This window comes from Amycolatopsis tucumanensis, assembly GCF_021654135.1.
GTDB classification, from domain to species: Bacteria; Actinomycetota; Actinomycetes; order Mycobacteriales; family Pseudonocardiaceae; genus Amycolatopsis_E; species Amycolatopsis_E tucumanensis.
Map to the genome: position 1 here is coordinate 42640 of NZ_JAKGSD010000043.1, position 15516 is coordinate 58155.

Genomic DNA, 15516 nt, shown 5'->3' on the forward strand with positions numbered 1-15516 from the left:
GCAGTCAAGCGCGGTGTGGATTTACCGGGCGCGGCACGCCCCTTACCCTACGTGGGTCCGACAATTCCATTCACATTCGATACGCCCGGGAGACCGCGATGTCCGGTGCCACCGCTCCCTATCCGAGTGCAGTTCCCGTAGGTGTGGACCCGACCAGGGCGAGCATCGCGCGCGTGTACGACGCCGCGCTCAACGGCAAGGACAACTACGAGATCGACCGGCAGGTGCTGGCGCAGGTCCGCACCGTCGCCCCGCAGGTCAACGACCTGGCCTGGGCCAACCGGGACTTCCTGATCCGCTCCTGCCGGTTCCTGGCCATGCAGGCGGGCATCGACCAGTTCCTCGACCTCGGCTCCGGGCTGCCGACGGCCGAGAACACCCACCAGGTCGTGCAGCGGGTGCACCCGGAGGCGAAGGTCCTCTACGTCGACAACGACCCGGTGGTGCTCGCGCACGGCCGCGCGCTGCTCGAAGAGAACGACCGCACCCACTTCGTCGCCGCGGACATCTTCCAGCCGGAGCAGATCCTGGAGCACCCGGAGATCCGCGAGTTCCTCGACTTCTCCCGGCCGATCGCGCTGCTGCAGATCGGCACCTGGCACCACTACCTCGGCGACGACGGCGGCGAGAAGATGGCCACCTACATCGACGCGCTGGCCCCCGGCTCGTACGTCTCCATCGCCCACTTCTACAACCCGGGCACGCCGGAGCACGCCGAGCTGGCCGCGAAGATGGAGGAGAAGTTCGTCCACAGCCCGATGGGCAGCGGCCGGTTCCGGACCAGGGAGGAGATCCAGGCCCTGTTCCCCGGCCTGGAGATGGTCGAGCCGGGCCTCGTCCTGTGCGACGACTGGTGGCCGGACGGCCCGCGGTTGCAGCCCCTGAACCTCGTCCGCCAGTGCATCGCGGGCGGTGTCGGCCGCAAGCCTTGACCAAGAGTGGCGGCTTGCTTGGCGGTGCGAGCTGCGTCGGTGGTCCTACAGACGCACGAGCGGCAGCCAGTGCGAGAGGTCGGCCCGGGTCCCGGACGCGGTGACCCGGCCCTCCCGCACCGCGTCCGTCCATTCGAGACGGCCCGTGGCCAGTTCCAGCCACGTCCGCGGGTCCGTCTCGACCACGTTCGGCGGCGTGCCGCGGGTGTGCCGCAGCCCCTCGACGCACTGCACCGCCGCGAAGGGCGGCACCCGCACCTCGACGCTCTTGCCGGGGGCGTCCTGGGCGAGCGTGCGCAGGCTCAGCCGGACGGCCGCGGCGAGCTCCGGGCGCGCCGGCCGGTCGGCTTCTCCGCTCAACCAAGCCGAAACGACCTGCAGCGCGGCTCTCAACTCAGCGGGGTCAACCGGACGCGGTGCGGGCATGGTCAAACAGTAGAGTGCACAGCAGCAGACGTGAGCAAGGTGACGCGGAAACACGGGGTTCGCACATGGCGCAGCGGGACGAGGCGGATCGCCTTCTACCCAATCCTCAGCCCGAGCACAAGACTGGCAAGCCCAAGATCACCGAGGAGATGCGCGCCAACGCCAGGGCGAACCCGAACAGCTGGCTCTACGTGATCGACGAGGCGTTCGACCCCAACGGGCCGGTGCCGTCGTGGGCCGTCGTCGGCGCGTACCCGGTCAACGGCAGCGGCAACATCGTGGAGGACTTCCACCCCAACGACCGCTACCGGCCGTCGCCCAAGGCGCTCGGGTTCCCGGAGCCGCGCAACGACCTGGAGCGGCTGCTGCAGCTGGTCCGGACCAACCACCGGCCGGCGAGCGACCTGCCGCCGGTGATCCTCGACTCGACGCTGTTCGTCTACGCGCTCGCGCCCATGCAGCGCACCGTCATCGGGTTCCACAACACCGACGGCCGCGTCCTGGTGCCGGCCTACACGTCGAAGTCGCTGGTGCCGCCGGAGTGGCCGCACGCGCGGGCGGTTCTCGGCCGCGACATGGTGCCGCTGCTCGCGGGTCACGCGGTGGCGATCAACCCGCACGACGTGGTGACCGCGGTGGTGCCGGCCGAGCACCTGGTGGCCGCGCTCGAGCAGGAGCAAAAAGACTAAACATTCCGCACGGTTAAGCCAGTCGCATCACGCTTTCGAGCTAAGCCGACTCGCAAAAAGGGCTCCATCGAGGCATGGTGACGACCATCGGAGGATGGGAGTCGCCGTGCAATTCTGGAGTTCGAAACTGCGCCTGGGCACGCTGCTCGTGTCCGTGGCGCTGGGGACGACCGCCGTCTGCGGAGCGGGGTCGTCCGCCGCGTCCACACCGGACTACTCGAAGGCGGAAAGCACTTTCGCCGGTTCGCAGATCGCCGCCGTCGAGGGCAAGGGCGATCCGCCCCGGTACAACGCGGATTCCGGCGCGCTGGGGCACGACGTCAGCGGGCACCAGGGTGACGTGAACTGGCCGAGCGCCTGGGGCGCCGGTGGCCGGTTCGTCTACGTCAAGGCCACCGAGGGCACCGGGTTCATCAACAAGCGTTTCACCCAGCAGTACAACGGTTCCTACAACATCGGGATGATTCGCGGCGCCTACCACTTCGCGCGCCCGGACGTCTCCGGCGGCCGCGAGCAGGCCGAGTACTTCCTCGCACACGGCGGCGGCTGGACCCCGGACGGGCGGACGCTGCCCGGGGCGCTCGACGTGGAGTACAACCCGTACGGCGAGGCCTGCTACGGCCTCGACCCGAAGCGCATGGGCGAGTGGATCCGGGACTTCTCGGACGCCTATCACGCCCGCACCGGCCGCTTCCCGGTCATCTACACCTCGACGAACTGGTGGAACAAGTGCACCGGGAACAACGCGGGGTTCGGGCAGAACAATCCGTTGTGGATAGCCCGCTACCAGCCGACCGTCGGCCCGCTGCCCGCCGGGTGGTCGCGCCAGTTCATCTGGCAGTTCGCCGACTCGGGGGTGCTGCCGGGCGACCAGAACCTGTTCAACGGGCCGCTGGACCAGGTCAAGGGTTTCGCCACCAACAACTGACGTCGTAATCCGGTCGAGTTACTACGAAAGTCGGTCCGTCGCCGACGACATGCGGGAATCACCCACCTGTCATCCGAAATTCACGGGATTTGGTGACAAAGCGGCAAGTCGTCATCAAGAATCACGGCCTGGACGGTCTCCCTGCAACCAAGACCGTCCTCCGCGAGGGCAATGGAAAGGACTCGGGTATGTCTGCTCCACGCAAGAGATGGTGGCGGTTCGCCACGTCCGCCGCCGCCGCGTCGGTCGCCGTGCTCGTGCTCGGCGCCCTGGCCCCGGCCGGCGCGGCTCCGGCCACCGTCGACGGGATGCCGGTCGACGACTACGTCGCTCGTTACGATCACCCGATGGGTTCGCAGATCGCGCGCGTCGAGGGCGATCACTCGACCGCGGAGACGCAGGCCGCCGCCGCCGGCGACACCGCGGCGGCGGCGACGGTGGAGGGCATCGACGTCAGCGGCCACCAGGGCAACGTCGACTGGGCGAACTACTGGGGCCAGGGCAAGCGGTTCGCCTACGTCAAGGCGACCGAGGGCACGTACTACACCAACCCGTACTTCGCGCAGCAGTACAACGGCTCCTACAACATCGGCATGATCCGCGGCGCCTACCACTTCGCCACCCCGGACACCGCGTCCGGCGCCGCGCAGGCCAACTACTTCGTCGACCACGGCGGGGGCTGGTCGGCGGACGGCAAGACGCTGCCGGGCGCGCTGGACATGGAGTACAACCCGTACGGCTCGACCTGTTACGGGTTGTCGAAGAGCGCGATGACCGCGTGGATCAAGGACTTCAGTGACACCTACCACGCCCGCACCGGGCGGTACCCGGTGATCTACACCAGCACGAACTGGTGGAGCCAGTGCGTCGACGGGGCGTTCGCGGCGACGAACCCGCTGTGGATCGCGCGCTACGCCTCGACGGTGGGAACCCTGCCGCACAACTGGAGTTTCCACACGTTCTGGCAGTACTCGTCGAGCCCGATCGACCAGAACACCTTCAACGGCGCGTACGACCGGCTGCAGGTGCTCGCCACCTCGAAGGGCTGACCGCGAGGGGGCTCCCGCCCGTCCGTGGTGGGAGTCTCCTTCGCTTTTGTCGGAGTCGCCAGGCACAATGCCCGTGATCAGTGCGATGTCCGGGCGTGGGGGAACCAGGTTCGGCGCCGATACGTCCGAGCAGGGCGTAGCGATCCAGGAAGGGCGACGTCGATGACCTACCCACCGCAGCCGGGACAGCCGGATTACGGTCAGCAACCAGATCCGTACGGCCAGCAGCAGGGCGGCTACCCGCAGTCCGGGGGCTTTCCGCAGCAGGGTGGGCAGTACGGCGGCCAGCAGTACCCGGGCCAGCAGCCCTACGGCCAGCCCGAGTACGGCCAGCAGCCCGGTTACGGGCAGCAGCCGGGCTACGGCCAGCAGTACCCGGGCTACGACCCGAACTACCCGCAGACCGCGCAGTTCGGTTACGGTGGCCCGCCGCCCGGTGGTGGCGGCAGCAAGAAGGGCCTGTGGATCGGCCTGTCGGTCGGTCTCGTCGTCGTGCTGGCGGCGCTGGGCATCACCGGGTTCTGGGTGCCGGGCTTCTTCCTCGGCGACAAGGAGGAGGGTCCCCAGGCGGTCGCCCAGCAGGTGATCGACGGGATCAAGAACCACGACAAGAACGCGCTCAACGCGTTGAAGTGCGCGGACGCGGACCGGTCGGTCACCGCGGCGATCGAGGACGTCAACGACGTCGACAGCATCACGATGGGCAAGGTCACCGAGAACGGCGACACCGCGACCGTCGAGTTCACCGCGACCGCGGGCGGCGAGGACGGCACCGGCACCGGCACGCTGGCCAAGGTCAACGGCAAGTGGTGCTGGAAGGACCTGGAGACCAGGGCGTCCGGCAGCGGCGGTTCGACCCGCACGTCCACCTCGCGCTCGTCGAGCAGCCGCACCCCGACGTCGTCCAGCAGCTCGTCGTCGACCGGGGGCACCGGCGGCAGCAACGGCAAGGCGATGGTCGAGGACTTCCTGGCCAAGATGGCTGCCGGCGACGTCAACGGCGTGACCTCGCTGGTCTGCTCCGACGCCACGCAGGACAACAAGGACGACGCGCGGGAGGCGGCCGAGAAGCGCGCCAACGTGACGCCGACCTACGACAGCGCCACGGACACCATGGTGTCCGGCGACCTGACCGGCACGCAGCAGGGCGAGCAGGTCACCGGCCTGTTCTTCGCGGAGAACTTCGACGGCGAGGGCTTCTGCGTCTCGGTGTTCGGGGTGTTCTAGCCGGATCTGCGGCCGAGGCCGGGGCGCCTCGGCCGCATGATCAGCGCCGCGACGTAGTACGTGCAGGGCGTCGCGGCGTGGTTGGCGTAGGAGAGGGTGACGTCTGCCGGCAGGTAGAGGCTGTCACCCTCTTCCAGTTCCAGGGTGTCCTCGTCGATCGTCAGCGTGAGGACGCCGGACTGCACGTAGATGAACTCGTGCGAGCCCGCCGCGTAGGGCGGGTAGGTGCCGGCCTCGCAGCCGGCGGGCAGCGTCGAGCGGATCCACTCGAAGTTCACCCCCGGCACGACGGGGGTGAGGATGGTCCGCTGCCACCCGCCCGGCTCGTCGACCACGTCCTGGTCCGCGGCCCGGCGCACGATCATCCGCGGCGGCTCGGTGAGCAGGTCCGACAGCGGCAGCCCGAGCCCCTGCGCGATCCGGTCCAGCACCACGACGGTCGGCGCCTTCGAGCCGCGTTCGACCGCGGACAACATGCTGACGCTGACCCCCGACCGGTCGGCGAGCCCCTGCAGGGTCATCCCGCGGCCGGTGCGGGTGGTCTGAATGCGCCTGCCCAGCGCGCCGAGATCCATGTACCCTATAGTAGTGCTCGATTCTCCTATAGTGAAAGCAGCGGGGGTGGCCGACCTGCCGGCGATCGCCGCGATCTACGAGGGTTACGTGCGCACCAGCACCGCGACGTTCGAGCTGGAGCCGCCGGACCTGGCCGAGTGGACCCGCCGCTTCACCGCGATCGCCGACGCGGGCCTGCCGTTCCTGGTGGCCGAAGTGGACGGCCGCGTCGCCGGCTACGCGTACTGCTCGCCGTGGAAGACCCGACCGGCCTACCGCCGCACGGCGGAGAACTCGATCTACCTCGCCCCGTGGTCGACGGGCCGCGGCGTGGGCGGCGCACTGCTGGACGCGCTCCTGTCCCGCTGCCGGGAAAACGGAATCCGCGAGGTGATCGCGGTGATCGCCGACCCGGAGCGCAACCCGGCCTCACCCGCGCCGCACCGCCGCCGCGGCTTCGCCGACGTCGGGGTGCTGCGCAACGTCGGCTACAAGCACGACCGCTGGCTCGACACGCTCCTGCTGCAGAAGAGCCTGATCTAGAGTTCCGATGCTGGGGGCCGCTGCGCTGGCGTGGTTCTGCCGCCCGTGGCGAACGCGGTGCGGCTGAACGACACGCGGGTCGGGGAACGGTCTGGGGGGCCGACGCGGCGCCGGTTGGAGCTGCGCCGAACGCCGTCATGGTTTCGTCGAGTCGGTGAAACTCCGCGGCGACGAAACCGACGAGCCCGAGGCCCGACGGGAGGAGGTGGTCCGGGTCGCCGCGCAGCGGCTCATCCGGGACCTGCTCCCGAAGCGCGCCGACGCGGCGCCGACGTTCGACCTCGACCTGTCCGGGGCCAAGACGAACCGCCTCGACCTTTCCGGCCGGGTCATCGGGCGGCTGCTGATGCAGCGCGCGCAACTACTGCACCGCACGGACTTCAGCGGCACCGAGTTCCGCGGCCGCGTCTACTTCACCGGCGCGGAACCGCGCGGCCCGGTCACCTTCGCCAGCGCGGTCTTCCGGGAACGCGCCGGGTTCGACGGCATGCGCTCGGCGAACGAGGTGGACTTCACGCACGCCGAGTTCCGGCGCGGCGCGACCGTCGACCGTGCCGAGTTCGCGGGCGCCACCGCCTTGCGGCAGTAGCGCCCGCTGAACCGTCAGTCGAACAGCTTCGGGAGCGTGCTCTCGAACGCGTCGCGCAGTTCTTCCATCCCGAAGGTCGCCACGCCCTGGATCTCCAGGCCGCCCGCCTCCGGGTCCACGACGCCCGCCTTGCGCCAGGGGAGCCCGCGGGCCGTGCACATCTCCGTGAACCGCAGTTCCTCGGTCCGCGGCACCGCCACCAGGACCCGCCCGGTGGACTCCGAGAACAGCTGCACGAACGGGTCGGCGTCCTCGTCGAGCAGGGCCCGCGCGCCGCACTGGCCGATCAGCACCATCTCCACCAGGGCCTGCGCCAGGCCGCCGTCGGACAGGTCGTGTGCGGCCGAGATCATCCCGTCCCGCGAACCGGCGACCAGGATCTCCGCCAGCAGCCGCTCGCGCTCCAGGTCCACCTTCGGCGGCAGCCCACCCAGGTGCCCGTGGATCACGTGCGCCCACGCCGAACCGCCGAACTCGTCGTGCGTCTCGCCGAGCAGCAGCAGCGTCTCGCCCGCCTCGGCGCCGATCCCGGTCGGGATGCGCCGCCGCACGTCGTCGATCACGCCGAGCACACCGACCACCGGCGTCGGCAGGATCGCCGTCTCACCGGTCTGGTTGTAGAAGCTCACGTTGCCGCCGGTCACCGGGATGCCGAGCTGCGCGCAACCGTCGGCGATGCCGTGCACGGCCTGCTCGAACTGCCACATCACACCCGGGTCCGTGGGCGCGCCGAAGTTCAGGCAGTCCGTCACCGCCAGCGGGGTGGCGCCCGTCGTCGCCACGTTGCGGTACGCCTCGGCCAGCGCGATCTGCGCCCCTGCGTACGGGTCGAGGTACACGAACCGGCTGTTGCAGTCCGTCGACACCGCGACACCGCGCCCGGTCTCCTCGTCGATGCGGATCATGCCGCCGTCCGACGGCTGCGACAGCACCGTGTTGCCGCGCACGTACCGGTCGTACTGGTCGGTCACCCACTCCTTCGACGCCTGGTTCGGCGACGAGACCACCTTCAGCAGCGTCTCCCGCAGCTCGTCCGGAGTGGACGGACGGTGCAGCTTCTCCGGCGTGTCCGCCTGCAGCTCGTCCTGAGTGGACGGACGGGCGACCGGCCGGTCGTACACCGGGCCCTGGTGCGCCACGGTGCGCGGCGGCACGTCCACCACGGTCTCGCCGTGCCAGGTGACCACCAGGTGGTCACCGTCGGTGACCTCGCCGATGACGGTGGCGATGACGTCCCACTTCGCGCACACCGCGAGGAAGGCGTCCACCTTGGACGGTTCGACGACCGCGCACATCCGCTCCTGCGACTCGCTGGAGAGGATCTCCGCCGGGGTCATGCCCTCGGCGCGCAGCGGCACCTTGTCCAGCTCGACGTGCATGCCGCCGTCGCCGGCCGCGGCCAGCTCCGACGTCGCGCAGGACAGGCCCGCGCCGCCGAGGTCCTGGATACCCACCACGAGCTTCTGCTGGAACAGCTCCAGGCAGCACTCGATGAGCACCTTCTCGGTGAACGGGTCGCCGACCTGGACGCTCGGCAGCTTCTTGCGGCCGCCGGAGTTCTCGTCGCCGGAGAAGGTGTCGCTGGCCAGCACCGACACGCCGCCGATGCCGTCCAGACCGGTCCGCGCGCCGAACAGGATGATCTTGTTGCCGGTGCCTGACGCGAACGCCAGGTGCAGGTCCTCGGTGCGCATCGCGCCCACGCACAGCGCGTTCACCAGTGGGTTGCCCGCGTAGCTGGCGTCGAAGGCGACCTCGCCGCCGATGTTGGGCAGGCCGAGGCAGTTGCCGTACCCGGCGACGCCGGCCACGACACCCGGCAGCACGCGGCGGGTGTCCGGCGCGTCGGCCGGGCCGAAGCGCAGCGAGTCGGCCACCGCGAGCGGCCGCGCGCCCATCGCCAGGATGTCGCGCACGATGCCGCCGACACCCGTCGCGGCGCCCTGGTAGGGCTCCACATAGGACGGATGGTTGTGGCTCTCGACCTTGAAGGTGACCGCCCAGCCGTCACCGATGTCGACGACACCGGCGTTCTCGCCGATCCCGGCGAGCATCTTCGAGCGCATCTCCTCGGTGGTGGTCTCGCCGAAGTAGCGCAGGTGCTTCTTCGACGACTTGTACGAGCAGTGCTCGCTCCACATCACCGAGTACATGGCCAGTTCGGCGTCCGTCGGCCGCCTGCCCAGGATCTCGCGGATGCGCGCGTACTCGTCGTCGGCGAGCCCGAGCTCGCGGTAGGGCTGCGGGAGGTCCGGCGTTTCCGCGGCCCGCTCGGTCGTGTCGATGGCCAGGGTGTCGGTCACGGCCTCCAGGGTACTTGCAGCGCTCTGACCGGCAGAAAATCGGTCGCGTGAGGTGAGCTGGGGCACTTACCGTCTGTTGTCATGCGCCTCCCGTCCCGGCTCACGCCACTGCGATTCCTGGGCGCGCTCCTGCGGGCGCGGCCGTGGCTCGCCGTGTCCGCGTGCGTCCTGGGCGCGCTGTGGTTGCTGCCCGGCGCGCTGCTGCCGCTCGTGATCGGCGGGGTGGTCGAGGACATCCGCGCGGGCGAGGAGCTGCTCGGCGGGGTCGGTCTGGTCGTGTTGCTCGGCGTGGCGCAGGCGGTGTGCGCAGGCGCGCTGATCTTCGCCGTGCACACCATGTGGATCCACGGCGCGGCGATGACGCAGCGTGCGGTCGTCGAGCACACCGCGCGGCTCGGCGCGTCGCTGCGCCCGCAGGCCGGGACCGGTGACGTGATGGCGGTGTCCTCCTCGGACATCAACCACATCGGCAACGTGTTCGAGGTGACCGGCCGGCTGTTCGGCTCGGTGGTGGCCTTCCTCACCGTGAGCCTGGTGCTGATCGGCATGTCGCCGCTGCTGGGCGTGATCGCGTTGGTCGGGGTCCCGCTCGCGACGCTGAGCATGGGCAAGCTGGTCGCGCCGCTGCAGCGCCGCAAGGGCGTGCAGCGCGAGGAGCTGTCCAGCGTGAACGCGCTGGCCGCGGACATCGTGTCGGGCCTGCGGATCCTCCGCGGCGTCGGCGGCGAGCAGCAGTTCCTCGGCCGGTTCCGCGGTGCCAGCCAGCGCGTCCGGCGAGCCGGGGTCGAGGTGGCGCGCAGCGAGTCGTGGCTGGTGGGCGCCGAGGTGCTGCTGCCCGGCCTGGTCACCGTGGCGATCACCTGGGTCGGCGCGCGGTTCGTCGCGGCGGGCACGATCAGCGTCGGCGAGCTGGTGGCGTTCTACTCCTCGTCGGTGTTCCTGGTGGTGCCGGTGAGCACGGCGACCGAGTTCACCGCCGCGTTCTCCTCGGCGATGGTGTCGGCGAAGAAGGTCTGCGGCGTGCTGAGCCTGCGGCCGCTGCTGTCCGAGCCGGACGCGCCGGTCGCGCTGCCGGACGGGCCGCTGGAGCTGCACGACACGACCTCCGGTTTCACCGCGGTGGCCGGGAAGCTGACCGTCGTGGACGCCGGGCCGGAGGCCGAGGCGCTGGCCGCACGGCTGGCCCGGTTCGCCGACCCGGAGCCCGGCGAGCGGGTGCTCGTGTCCGGCGTGCCCGCCGACCACGTTACGCTGGCCGAACTCCGGGCGCGCGTGGTCTACGCGCACAACCAGGACCTGTGGTTCTCCGGCATCCTGCGGGACCAGCTGGTCCCGGCCGAGCGGGCGGAGGTCGCGCTGTGGGCCGCCGACGCCGAGGACATCGTCGAAGGCCTGCCGAACGGGCTCGACGAGCTGATCGGCGAGCGGGGCCGCGAGGTGTCCGGCGGCCAGCGGCAGCGGCTGAACCTCGCCCGCGCGCTGGCACTGGACGCCGACACCCTGCTGCTCGACGAACCGACCTCGGCCGTCGACGCGCACACCGAGGCCCGCATCACCGAGCGGGTCACCGAGCTGCGCCGCGGCCGCACGACCGTCGTCTTCACGGAAAGTCCACTGTGGAAAGCGGTGGCGGACGAGGTGATCACATGCGTTTCAAGCTAGTGCTCGCGACCGGCGCCGAGGCCCGGCGCTGGGCGCGGGACCTGCTGCGCGTGAACCGCCGCGAGTTCGGCGTCGTGATCGGGCTGTTCGGCCTGGCCACGATCGCCGGGCTGGCCGGCCCGCAGATCCTCGGGCGCCTGGTGGACCTCGCGGTGGCCGGGGACAGCCGGATCGACCTGCTCGCGCTCGCGTTCGTGGTGATCCTGGTGGTGCAGGCGGTGCTGAAGCGGCTCGCCCGGTTCCGCGCCGGGATGCTCGGCGAGCGCGTGCTGGCCGAGACCCGCGAGGGGTTCGTCGAGCGCGCGCTGCGGCTGCCGCTGGGCACGGTCGAGGCGGCAGGCACCGGTGACCTGATCAGCCGCGCGACCACGGACGCCGACCGGATCGACTTTTCGGTCCGCAACGCGATCCCAGAGATCTCGATCGCGCTGATCACGATCGTGCTGACGGTCGCGGGGATGGTCGTCACCTCGCCGCTGCTGTCGCTCGGGCTGCTGGTCGCGGTGCCGATCGTGGTGCTCACGATGCGCTGGTACGTCCGGCGCGCGCCGCGGATCGTCGAGGAGATGCTCGACCAGTGGTCGGAGGTGCAGTCGAGCCTGCACGAGACCACCGAGGGCGCGCGCACGGCGGAGGCGCTCGGGCTGACCGGGCGGCGGATCGCGCTCGGGAACCGCACGCTGGCCGGGGCGATCCGCGGCGAGCAGCGGCTGCGCGGGGTGACCGTCGGTTGGCTGCCATGGATGCAGATCGCGCAGGTCACGCCGGTGGCGGCGGTGCTGCTGCTCGGCGGCTGGGCGTACGGCGAGGGCTTGGTCGGGCTGGGCACGATCACCACGATGGTGGTGTACGTGCAGGCGCTGGCCGGGCCGCTCGAAGAGGCGATGTGGTGGGTCGAGGACCTGCAGGTGTCCGGCACCGCGCTGCGCCGGGTTCTGGGAGTTCGCGGTGAGGCTGAGCGGGCCGGCGGACCGGAGCCGCGTGGTCAGGAGATCGTGGTGCGCGACGTGCACTACGGCTACTCGGCAGGCCGCGAGGTGCTGCACGGCATCGACCTGCGGGTGCCGCCGGGGCAGCGGCTGGCGATCGTCGGCCCGTCCGGTGCCGGCAAGTCGACGCTCGGCAGGCTGCTGGCCGGGGTCGCCGCGCCCGGTTCGGGTTCGGTGACGATCGGCGGCGCGGAGGTGTCCGAGCTGGCCGAGGACGTGCTGCGCGGCGAGGTGCTGCTGCTGACCCAGGAACACCACGTGTTCTCCGGGACGCTGCGGGAGAACCTGACGCTGCCTGCGGGTTCGTGGCCGGACGAGGAGCTGGTGCGCGCGCTGGCCGCGGTCGGGCTGCGCGACTGGTTCGGCGGGCTGCCGGACGGCCTGGAGACGAAGCTCGGCTCGGGCGCGCTGGCCGTGCCCGCCGCGACCGCGCAGCAGCTCGCGCTGGCGCGGGTCGTGCTGGCCGACCCGCACACGGTGGTGCTCGACGAGGCGACGTCGTTGCTGGACACCTCGTCGGCGCGTCACCTGGAGCGGTCGCTGAGCGGGGTGCTGGACGGCCGGACCGTGATCGCGATCGCGCACCGGCTGCACACCGCGGCGGCGGCCGACCGGGTCGCGGTGCTGGAGGCCGGGCGGATCACCGAGCTGGGCACGCACGCCGAACTGCTCGCCGCGAACGGCCCGTACTCGCGCCTGGTCACGGCCGCGCACGTGGGCTGAGGTTTCCCCGGAGGCGGGCGCCTCCGGGGACCATCAGGCCTTGACGAGGCTGTCGACCAAGCTGAGGAACATCCCCAGCCCGTCGTCGCTGGGGCCGGTGAGCGCGTCGATCGCGTGCTCGGGGTGCGGCATCAGGCCGACGACGCGGCCGTTGGCGCTGCAGATGCCCGCGATGTCGTCACGCGAGCCGTTCGGGTTCTCGCCGACGTAGCGGAACACCACGCGGCCCTCGCCCTCCAGCTCGTCCAGCGTGGACTGGTCGGCGACGTAGCCGCCCTCGCCCGACTTGAGCGGCACCAGGATCTCGGCGCCCGCCTCGTACCGGGTCGTCCACGCCGTGGTGTTGTTCTCCACGCGCAGCCACTGGTCGCGGCACACGAAGTGCAGCTTCTTGTTGCGCACCAGCGCGCCCGGCAGCAGCCCGGCCTCGCACAGGATCTGGAACCCGTTGCAGATGCCGAGCACCGGCATGCCGCCCTTGGCCGCGTCGACGACCGACGACATCACCGGGGCGAACCGGGCGATCGCGCCGCAGCGCAGGTAGTCGCCGTAGGAGAAGCCGCCCGGCACGATCACCGCGTCGACGCCGCGCAGGTCCTCGTCGGCGTGCCACAGGTTGACGGCCTCCGCGTCGGCGTAGCGGGCGGCGCGGACCGCGTCCACGTCGTCCAGCGTGCCGGGGAAGGTGATGACCCCGATCTTCACGAGAGCCTCCGCACGGTCCACTCCTCGATCACCGGGTTGGCGAGGAAGCCCTCGGCGATCTTGGCGAGCGTCTCGTCGTCGACCGAGTCGTCGACCTCGAGCTCGAAGTGCTTGCCCTGGCGCACCGAGGTGACCCCGGTGAAGCCCAGCCGCGGCAGCGCCCCGGCGACGGCTTGACCTTGCGGGTCGAGGATCTCGGGCTTGGGCATGACGTCAACCACCACACGGGCCACGGCGGGTCGCTCCAGTAATCGCAGGTAGGCGGTACTCCCCGAGTCTAGCCGCGGTCGGCGCCACCCCGCCCAGGGTGGTGGCGGGTGTGACCTGGATACCTTCTGCGGATGGGAATGACACTGGGGTACGTCGAGGTCACGCCGGAGCGGCTGGACGGCGTGATGGGTGACAGCGAGCAGGCCGAAGAGCTGTACGACGAGCTCAGCGACGACGAGACCGTCCGCGACGCCTTCATCGAGAAGGCCTGGGACGGCATCCAGTACCTCCTCGACGAGGCGGGCGTCGGGGTGGAGCTGCGCATGGACGGCGACCCGATCGAACACGACGGCGACGAGTTCAACGGGTTCCGGCCGGAGGTGGTCAAGAGCATCGCCGAGTCGCTGAACGCCGCGCCGTTCGAGCGGCTCGCCGAGCACTACGACCCCGCCGACATGATGGCCCGCGGGATCTACCCGCGGATCTGGGACACCCACCCCGCCGAGGAGCTGGAGTACCTCTCGGAGAACTACGCGAAGTTGCGGGAGTTCTTCGACGCGGTCGCCCGCGACGGCAACGCCGCCATCGGCTGCTTCTCCTTCTAACCGGTCAGCACCTTCGCGGTGTCCGCGCGGCGGCGCAGCACCCGGCGCAGCCCGTACGTGCCGATCAAGCCGAGCACGGACACCGCGATCAGGAAGTACAGGCCGGTCGCGGCGGAACCGGTGGCGTCCACGATGGCCGCGATGCCCATCGGCCCGAAGCCGCCGCCGAGGTTGCCGATGCCGTTGATGGCGGCGATGCCCGCGGCCGCGGTCGCCCCGGCGAGGAACTTCGGCACCAGGCCCCACATCACCGGCTGGGCCGCGTAACCGCCGATCGACGCGACGCACAGCCCGATCATCTGCAGCCACGGGGCGCTCGCGGTCGCGGCGACGACGAACCCGGCGATCGAGAAGCCGAGCATCAACGCGAGCCAGCCGAAGGGCGCCTCGCGCCGGTTGGCCAGTCGCGGCACCACGAGAAGACCAGCCATGACGCACACGTACGGGATGGCCGACACCGCGCCGACGCCGAACCCGGACAGGTCGCCGAAGCCCTTGACGATCGTCGGCAGCCAGAACGCGAGCCCGTAGGTGGCCAGCGGGAAGCACAGGAAGAACAGGGCCATCGCCAGCACGCGTGAGTCCTTGAGCACCGCCCACGGGCTGTGCGGCTGGGCGCCGGCCGCCTCGGCCTCGCGGCGCAGTTCGCCGGTCAGCCAGGTGCGCTCGTCGTCGGTCAGCCACTTGGCGGTCTCGGGCGACTTCGGCAGGACCCAGAGCACGATCGGCGTCAGCAGCACGGCGGGGATGCCGGTGGCGACGAAGATCCACTGCCAGCCCTCCAGGCCGAGGACGCCGTGCAGGTCGTTCAGCGCGCCCATCGCCGGGTTGCCGATGATGAACGACACCGGGCCGGCCAGCATGAACAGTCCGATCGCCTTGCTGCGGTGGCTCTCCGGGAACCAGCGGGTCAGGTAGTAGATGACGCCGGGGAAGAACCCGGCCTCGGCTGCCCCGAGCGCGAACCGCGCCAGGTAGAACTGCCAGGTCGTGGACACCAGCGCGGTCGCGACGGTGACCAGGCCCCAGGTGAGCATGATCCGGGCGATCCACCGGTTCGCGCCGTAGCGGTGCAGGGCGAGGTTGCTCGGCACCTCCAGCAGCGCGTAGGCGACGAAGAAGAACACCTGGCCGAGCGTGTAGACGGTCGCCGACAGGCCGAGCTCGGACTGCAGGGTCAGCTTCGCGAACCCGACGTTGGACCGGTCGATGTAGGCGATCACGTACAGCAGCCCGAGGAAGGGCAGCAGGCGCAGGGTGATCTTGCGCAGGATGGCTGGGGGCACGGGTGACTCCGTTGTCTGCTCGTCCGATATCTCGGATGACGTTCGGCCCTCCGAACCTAAAGTCGGGATTCGGGCGATGTCAACCGTCTTGACCG

General features: G+C 70.6%; 16 protein-coding genes. 10 read left to right on the top strand and 6 right to left on the bottom strand.

From position 1 onward, the window contains the following. Window positions 1–98 precede the first annotated feature (98 nt). Window positions 99–932, top strand: a complete 834-nt coding sequence (locus tag L2C96_RS32150; protein WP_027936356.1) for an SAM-dependent methyltransferase — start codon at window positions 99–101, stop codon at window positions 930–932. A gap of 45 nt (window positions 933–977) precedes the next feature. On the opposite strand, the gene L2C96_RS32155 is transcribed toward L2C96_RS32150, so the two are convergent. Next, on the bottom strand, window positions 978–1358 hold the full coding sequence (locus L2C96_RS32155) for a sterol carrier family protein (protein ID WP_039791850.1): 381 nt from the start codon (window positions 1356–1358) through the stop codon (window positions 978–980). A 65-nt stretch (window positions 1359–1423) separates the two neighbouring features. Between L2C96_RS32155 and L2C96_RS32160 the strand changes: the two genes are divergently transcribed. From L2C96_RS32160 to L2C96_RS32175, 4 genes are all read left to right on the top strand, one after another. Further along, window positions 1424–2047, top strand: coding sequence for a type VII secretion system-associated protein (locus tag L2C96_RS32160; protein ID WP_020421413.1), 624 nt, complete (start codon window positions 1424–1426; stop codon window positions 2045–2047). Window positions 2048–2141: 94 nt separating this feature from the next. Then, on the top strand, window positions 2142–2975 hold the full coding sequence (locus L2C96_RS32165; RefSeq protein ID WP_354709685.1) for a lysozyme: 834 nt from the start codon (window positions 2142–2144) through the stop codon (window positions 2973–2975). A 188-nt stretch (window positions 2976–3163) separates the two neighbouring features. Continuing rightward, a complete protein-coding gene (locus L2C96_RS32170; RefSeq protein WP_020421411.1) occupies window positions 3164–4024 on the top strand; it encodes a lysozyme in 861 nt (286 codons plus the stop codon). A 162-nt stretch (window positions 4025–4186) separates the two neighbouring features. Beyond that, complete coding sequence (locus L2C96_RS32175) at window positions 4187–5251, top strand: hypothetical protein (RefSeq protein WP_020421410.1); 1065 nt, start codon at window positions 4187–4189, stop codon at window positions 5249–5251. Here the strand turns inward: L2C96_RS32175 and L2C96_RS32180 are convergent. Next, window positions 5248–5826 carry a helix-turn-helix domain-containing protein gene (locus L2C96_RS32180; protein ID WP_237338878.1) on the bottom strand — a complete coding sequence of 193 codons (579 nt, stop codon included), beginning with the start codon at window positions 5824–5826 and terminating at the stop codon, window positions 5248–5250. The two genes, L2C96_RS32175 and L2C96_RS32180, sit on opposite strands and share 4 nt — an antisense overlap. A 46-nt stretch (window positions 5827–5872) precedes the next feature. On the opposite strand from L2C96_RS32180, the gene L2C96_RS32185 reads away from it, so the two are divergent. Continuing rightward, complete coding sequence (locus L2C96_RS32185) at window positions 5873–6349, top strand: GNAT family N-acetyltransferase (protein ID WP_237338879.1); 477 nt, start codon at window positions 5873–5875, stop codon at window positions 6347–6349. 154 nt (window positions 6350–6503) lie between these two features. After that, window positions 6504–6938: a pentapeptide repeat-containing protein gene (locus L2C96_RS32190; RefSeq protein WP_237338880.1), complete on the top strand. Its 435-nt coding sequence runs from the start codon at window positions 6504–6506 to the stop codon at window positions 6936–6938. Between the two features lie 14 nt (window positions 6939–6952). On the opposite strand, the gene purL is transcribed toward L2C96_RS32190, so the two are convergent. Then, a complete protein-coding gene (purL, locus tag L2C96_RS32195) occupies window positions 6953–9241 on the bottom strand; it encodes a phosphoribosylformylglycinamidine synthase subunit PurL (protein ID WP_020421406.1) in 2289 nt (762 codons plus the stop codon). Window positions 9242–9322: 81 nt separating this feature from the next. On the opposite strand from purL, the gene L2C96_RS32200 reads away from it, so the two are divergent. Beyond that, the gene (locus tag L2C96_RS32200; protein WP_237338881.1) at window positions 9323–10903 is read left to right on the top strand and encodes an ABC transporter transmembrane domain-containing protein; all 1581 of its coding nucleotides are present in this window, start codon (window positions 9323–9325) and stop codon (window positions 10901–10903) included. Then, window positions 10888–12615 (top strand): ABC transporter ATP-binding protein, encoded by a 1728-nt coding sequence (locus L2C96_RS32205; protein WP_237338882.1) that lies wholly within the window; start codon window positions 10888–10890, stop codon window positions 12613–12615. Before L2C96_RS32200 ends, L2C96_RS32205 begins: the two co-directional genes overlap by 16 nt. Before the next feature lie 33 nt (window positions 12616–12648). Here L2C96_RS32205 and purQ read toward each other — a convergent pair whose 3' ends face one another. Both purQ and purS read right to left on the bottom strand, forming a co-directional pair. Beyond that, the gene (gene purQ, locus L2C96_RS32210; protein WP_020421403.1) at window positions 12649–13320 is read right to left on the bottom strand and encodes a phosphoribosylformylglycinamidine synthase subunit PurQ; all 672 of its coding nucleotides are present in this window, start codon (window positions 13318–13320) and stop codon (window positions 12649–12651) included. After that, window positions 13317–13553, bottom strand: coding sequence for a phosphoribosylformylglycinamidine synthase subunit PurS (purS, locus tag L2C96_RS32215; RefSeq protein ID WP_020421402.1), 237 nt, complete (start codon window positions 13551–13553; stop codon window positions 13317–13319). The genes purQ and purS overlap by 4 nt, the downstream gene beginning before the upstream one ends. Before the next feature lie 108 nt (window positions 13554–13661). On the opposite strand from purS, the gene L2C96_RS32220 reads away from it, so the two are divergent. Further along, window positions 13662–14135, top strand: a complete 474-nt coding sequence (locus tag L2C96_RS32220) for a YfbM family protein (protein WP_237338883.1) — start codon at window positions 13662–13664, stop codon at window positions 14133–14135. Here the strand turns inward: L2C96_RS32220 and L2C96_RS32225 are convergent. Further along, window positions 14132–15421: an MFS transporter gene (locus L2C96_RS32225; protein WP_020421400.1), complete on the bottom strand. Its 1290-nt coding sequence runs from the start codon at window positions 15419–15421 to the stop codon at window positions 14132–14134. The two genes, L2C96_RS32220 and L2C96_RS32225, sit on opposite strands and share 4 nt — an antisense overlap. Between the last annotated feature and the right edge of the window lie 95 nt (window positions 15422–15516).

What these genes read in the sequence shown, in the direction of transcription:
- L2C96_RS32150 (WP_027936356.1), top strand. Translation starts at nt 99, where the DNA reads ATGTCCGGTGCCACCGCTCCCTATCCGAGTGCAGTTCCCGTAGGTGTG.
- L2C96_RS32155 (WP_039791850.1), bottom strand. Translation starts at nt 1,358, where the DNA reads ATGCCCGCACCGCGTCCGGTTGACCCCGCTGAGTTGAGAGCCGCGCTG.
- L2C96_RS32160 (WP_020421413.1), top strand. Translation starts at nt 1,424, where the DNA reads ATGGCGCAGCGGGACGAGGCGGATCGCCTTCTACCCAATCCTCAGCCC.
- L2C96_RS32165 (WP_354709685.1), top strand. Translation starts at nt 2,142, where the DNA reads ATGGGAGTCGCCGTGCAATTCTGGAGTTCGAAACTGCGCCTGGGCACG.
- L2C96_RS32170 (WP_020421411.1), top strand. Translation starts at nt 3,164, where the DNA reads ATGTCTGCTCCACGCAAGAGATGGTGGCGGTTCGCCACGTCCGCCGCC.
- L2C96_RS32175 (WP_020421410.1), top strand. Translation starts at nt 4,187, where the DNA reads ATGACCTACCCACCGCAGCCGGGACAGCCGGATTACGGTCAGCAACCA.
- L2C96_RS32180 (WP_237338878.1), bottom strand. Translation starts at nt 5,826, where the DNA reads ATGGATCTCGGCGCGCTGGGCAGGCGCATTCAGACCACCCGCACCGGC.
- L2C96_RS32200 (WP_237338881.1), top strand. Translation starts at nt 9,323, where the DNA reads ATGCGCCTCCCGTCCCGGCTCACGCCACTGCGATTCCTGGGCGCGCTC.
- L2C96_RS32205 (WP_237338882.1), top strand. Translation starts at nt 10,888, where the DNA reads ATGCGTTTCAAGCTAGTGCTCGCGACCGGCGCCGAGGCCCGGCGCTGG.
- L2C96_RS32220 (WP_237338883.1), top strand. Translation starts at nt 13,662, where the DNA reads ATGGGAATGACACTGGGGTACGTCGAGGTCACGCCGGAGCGGCTGGAC.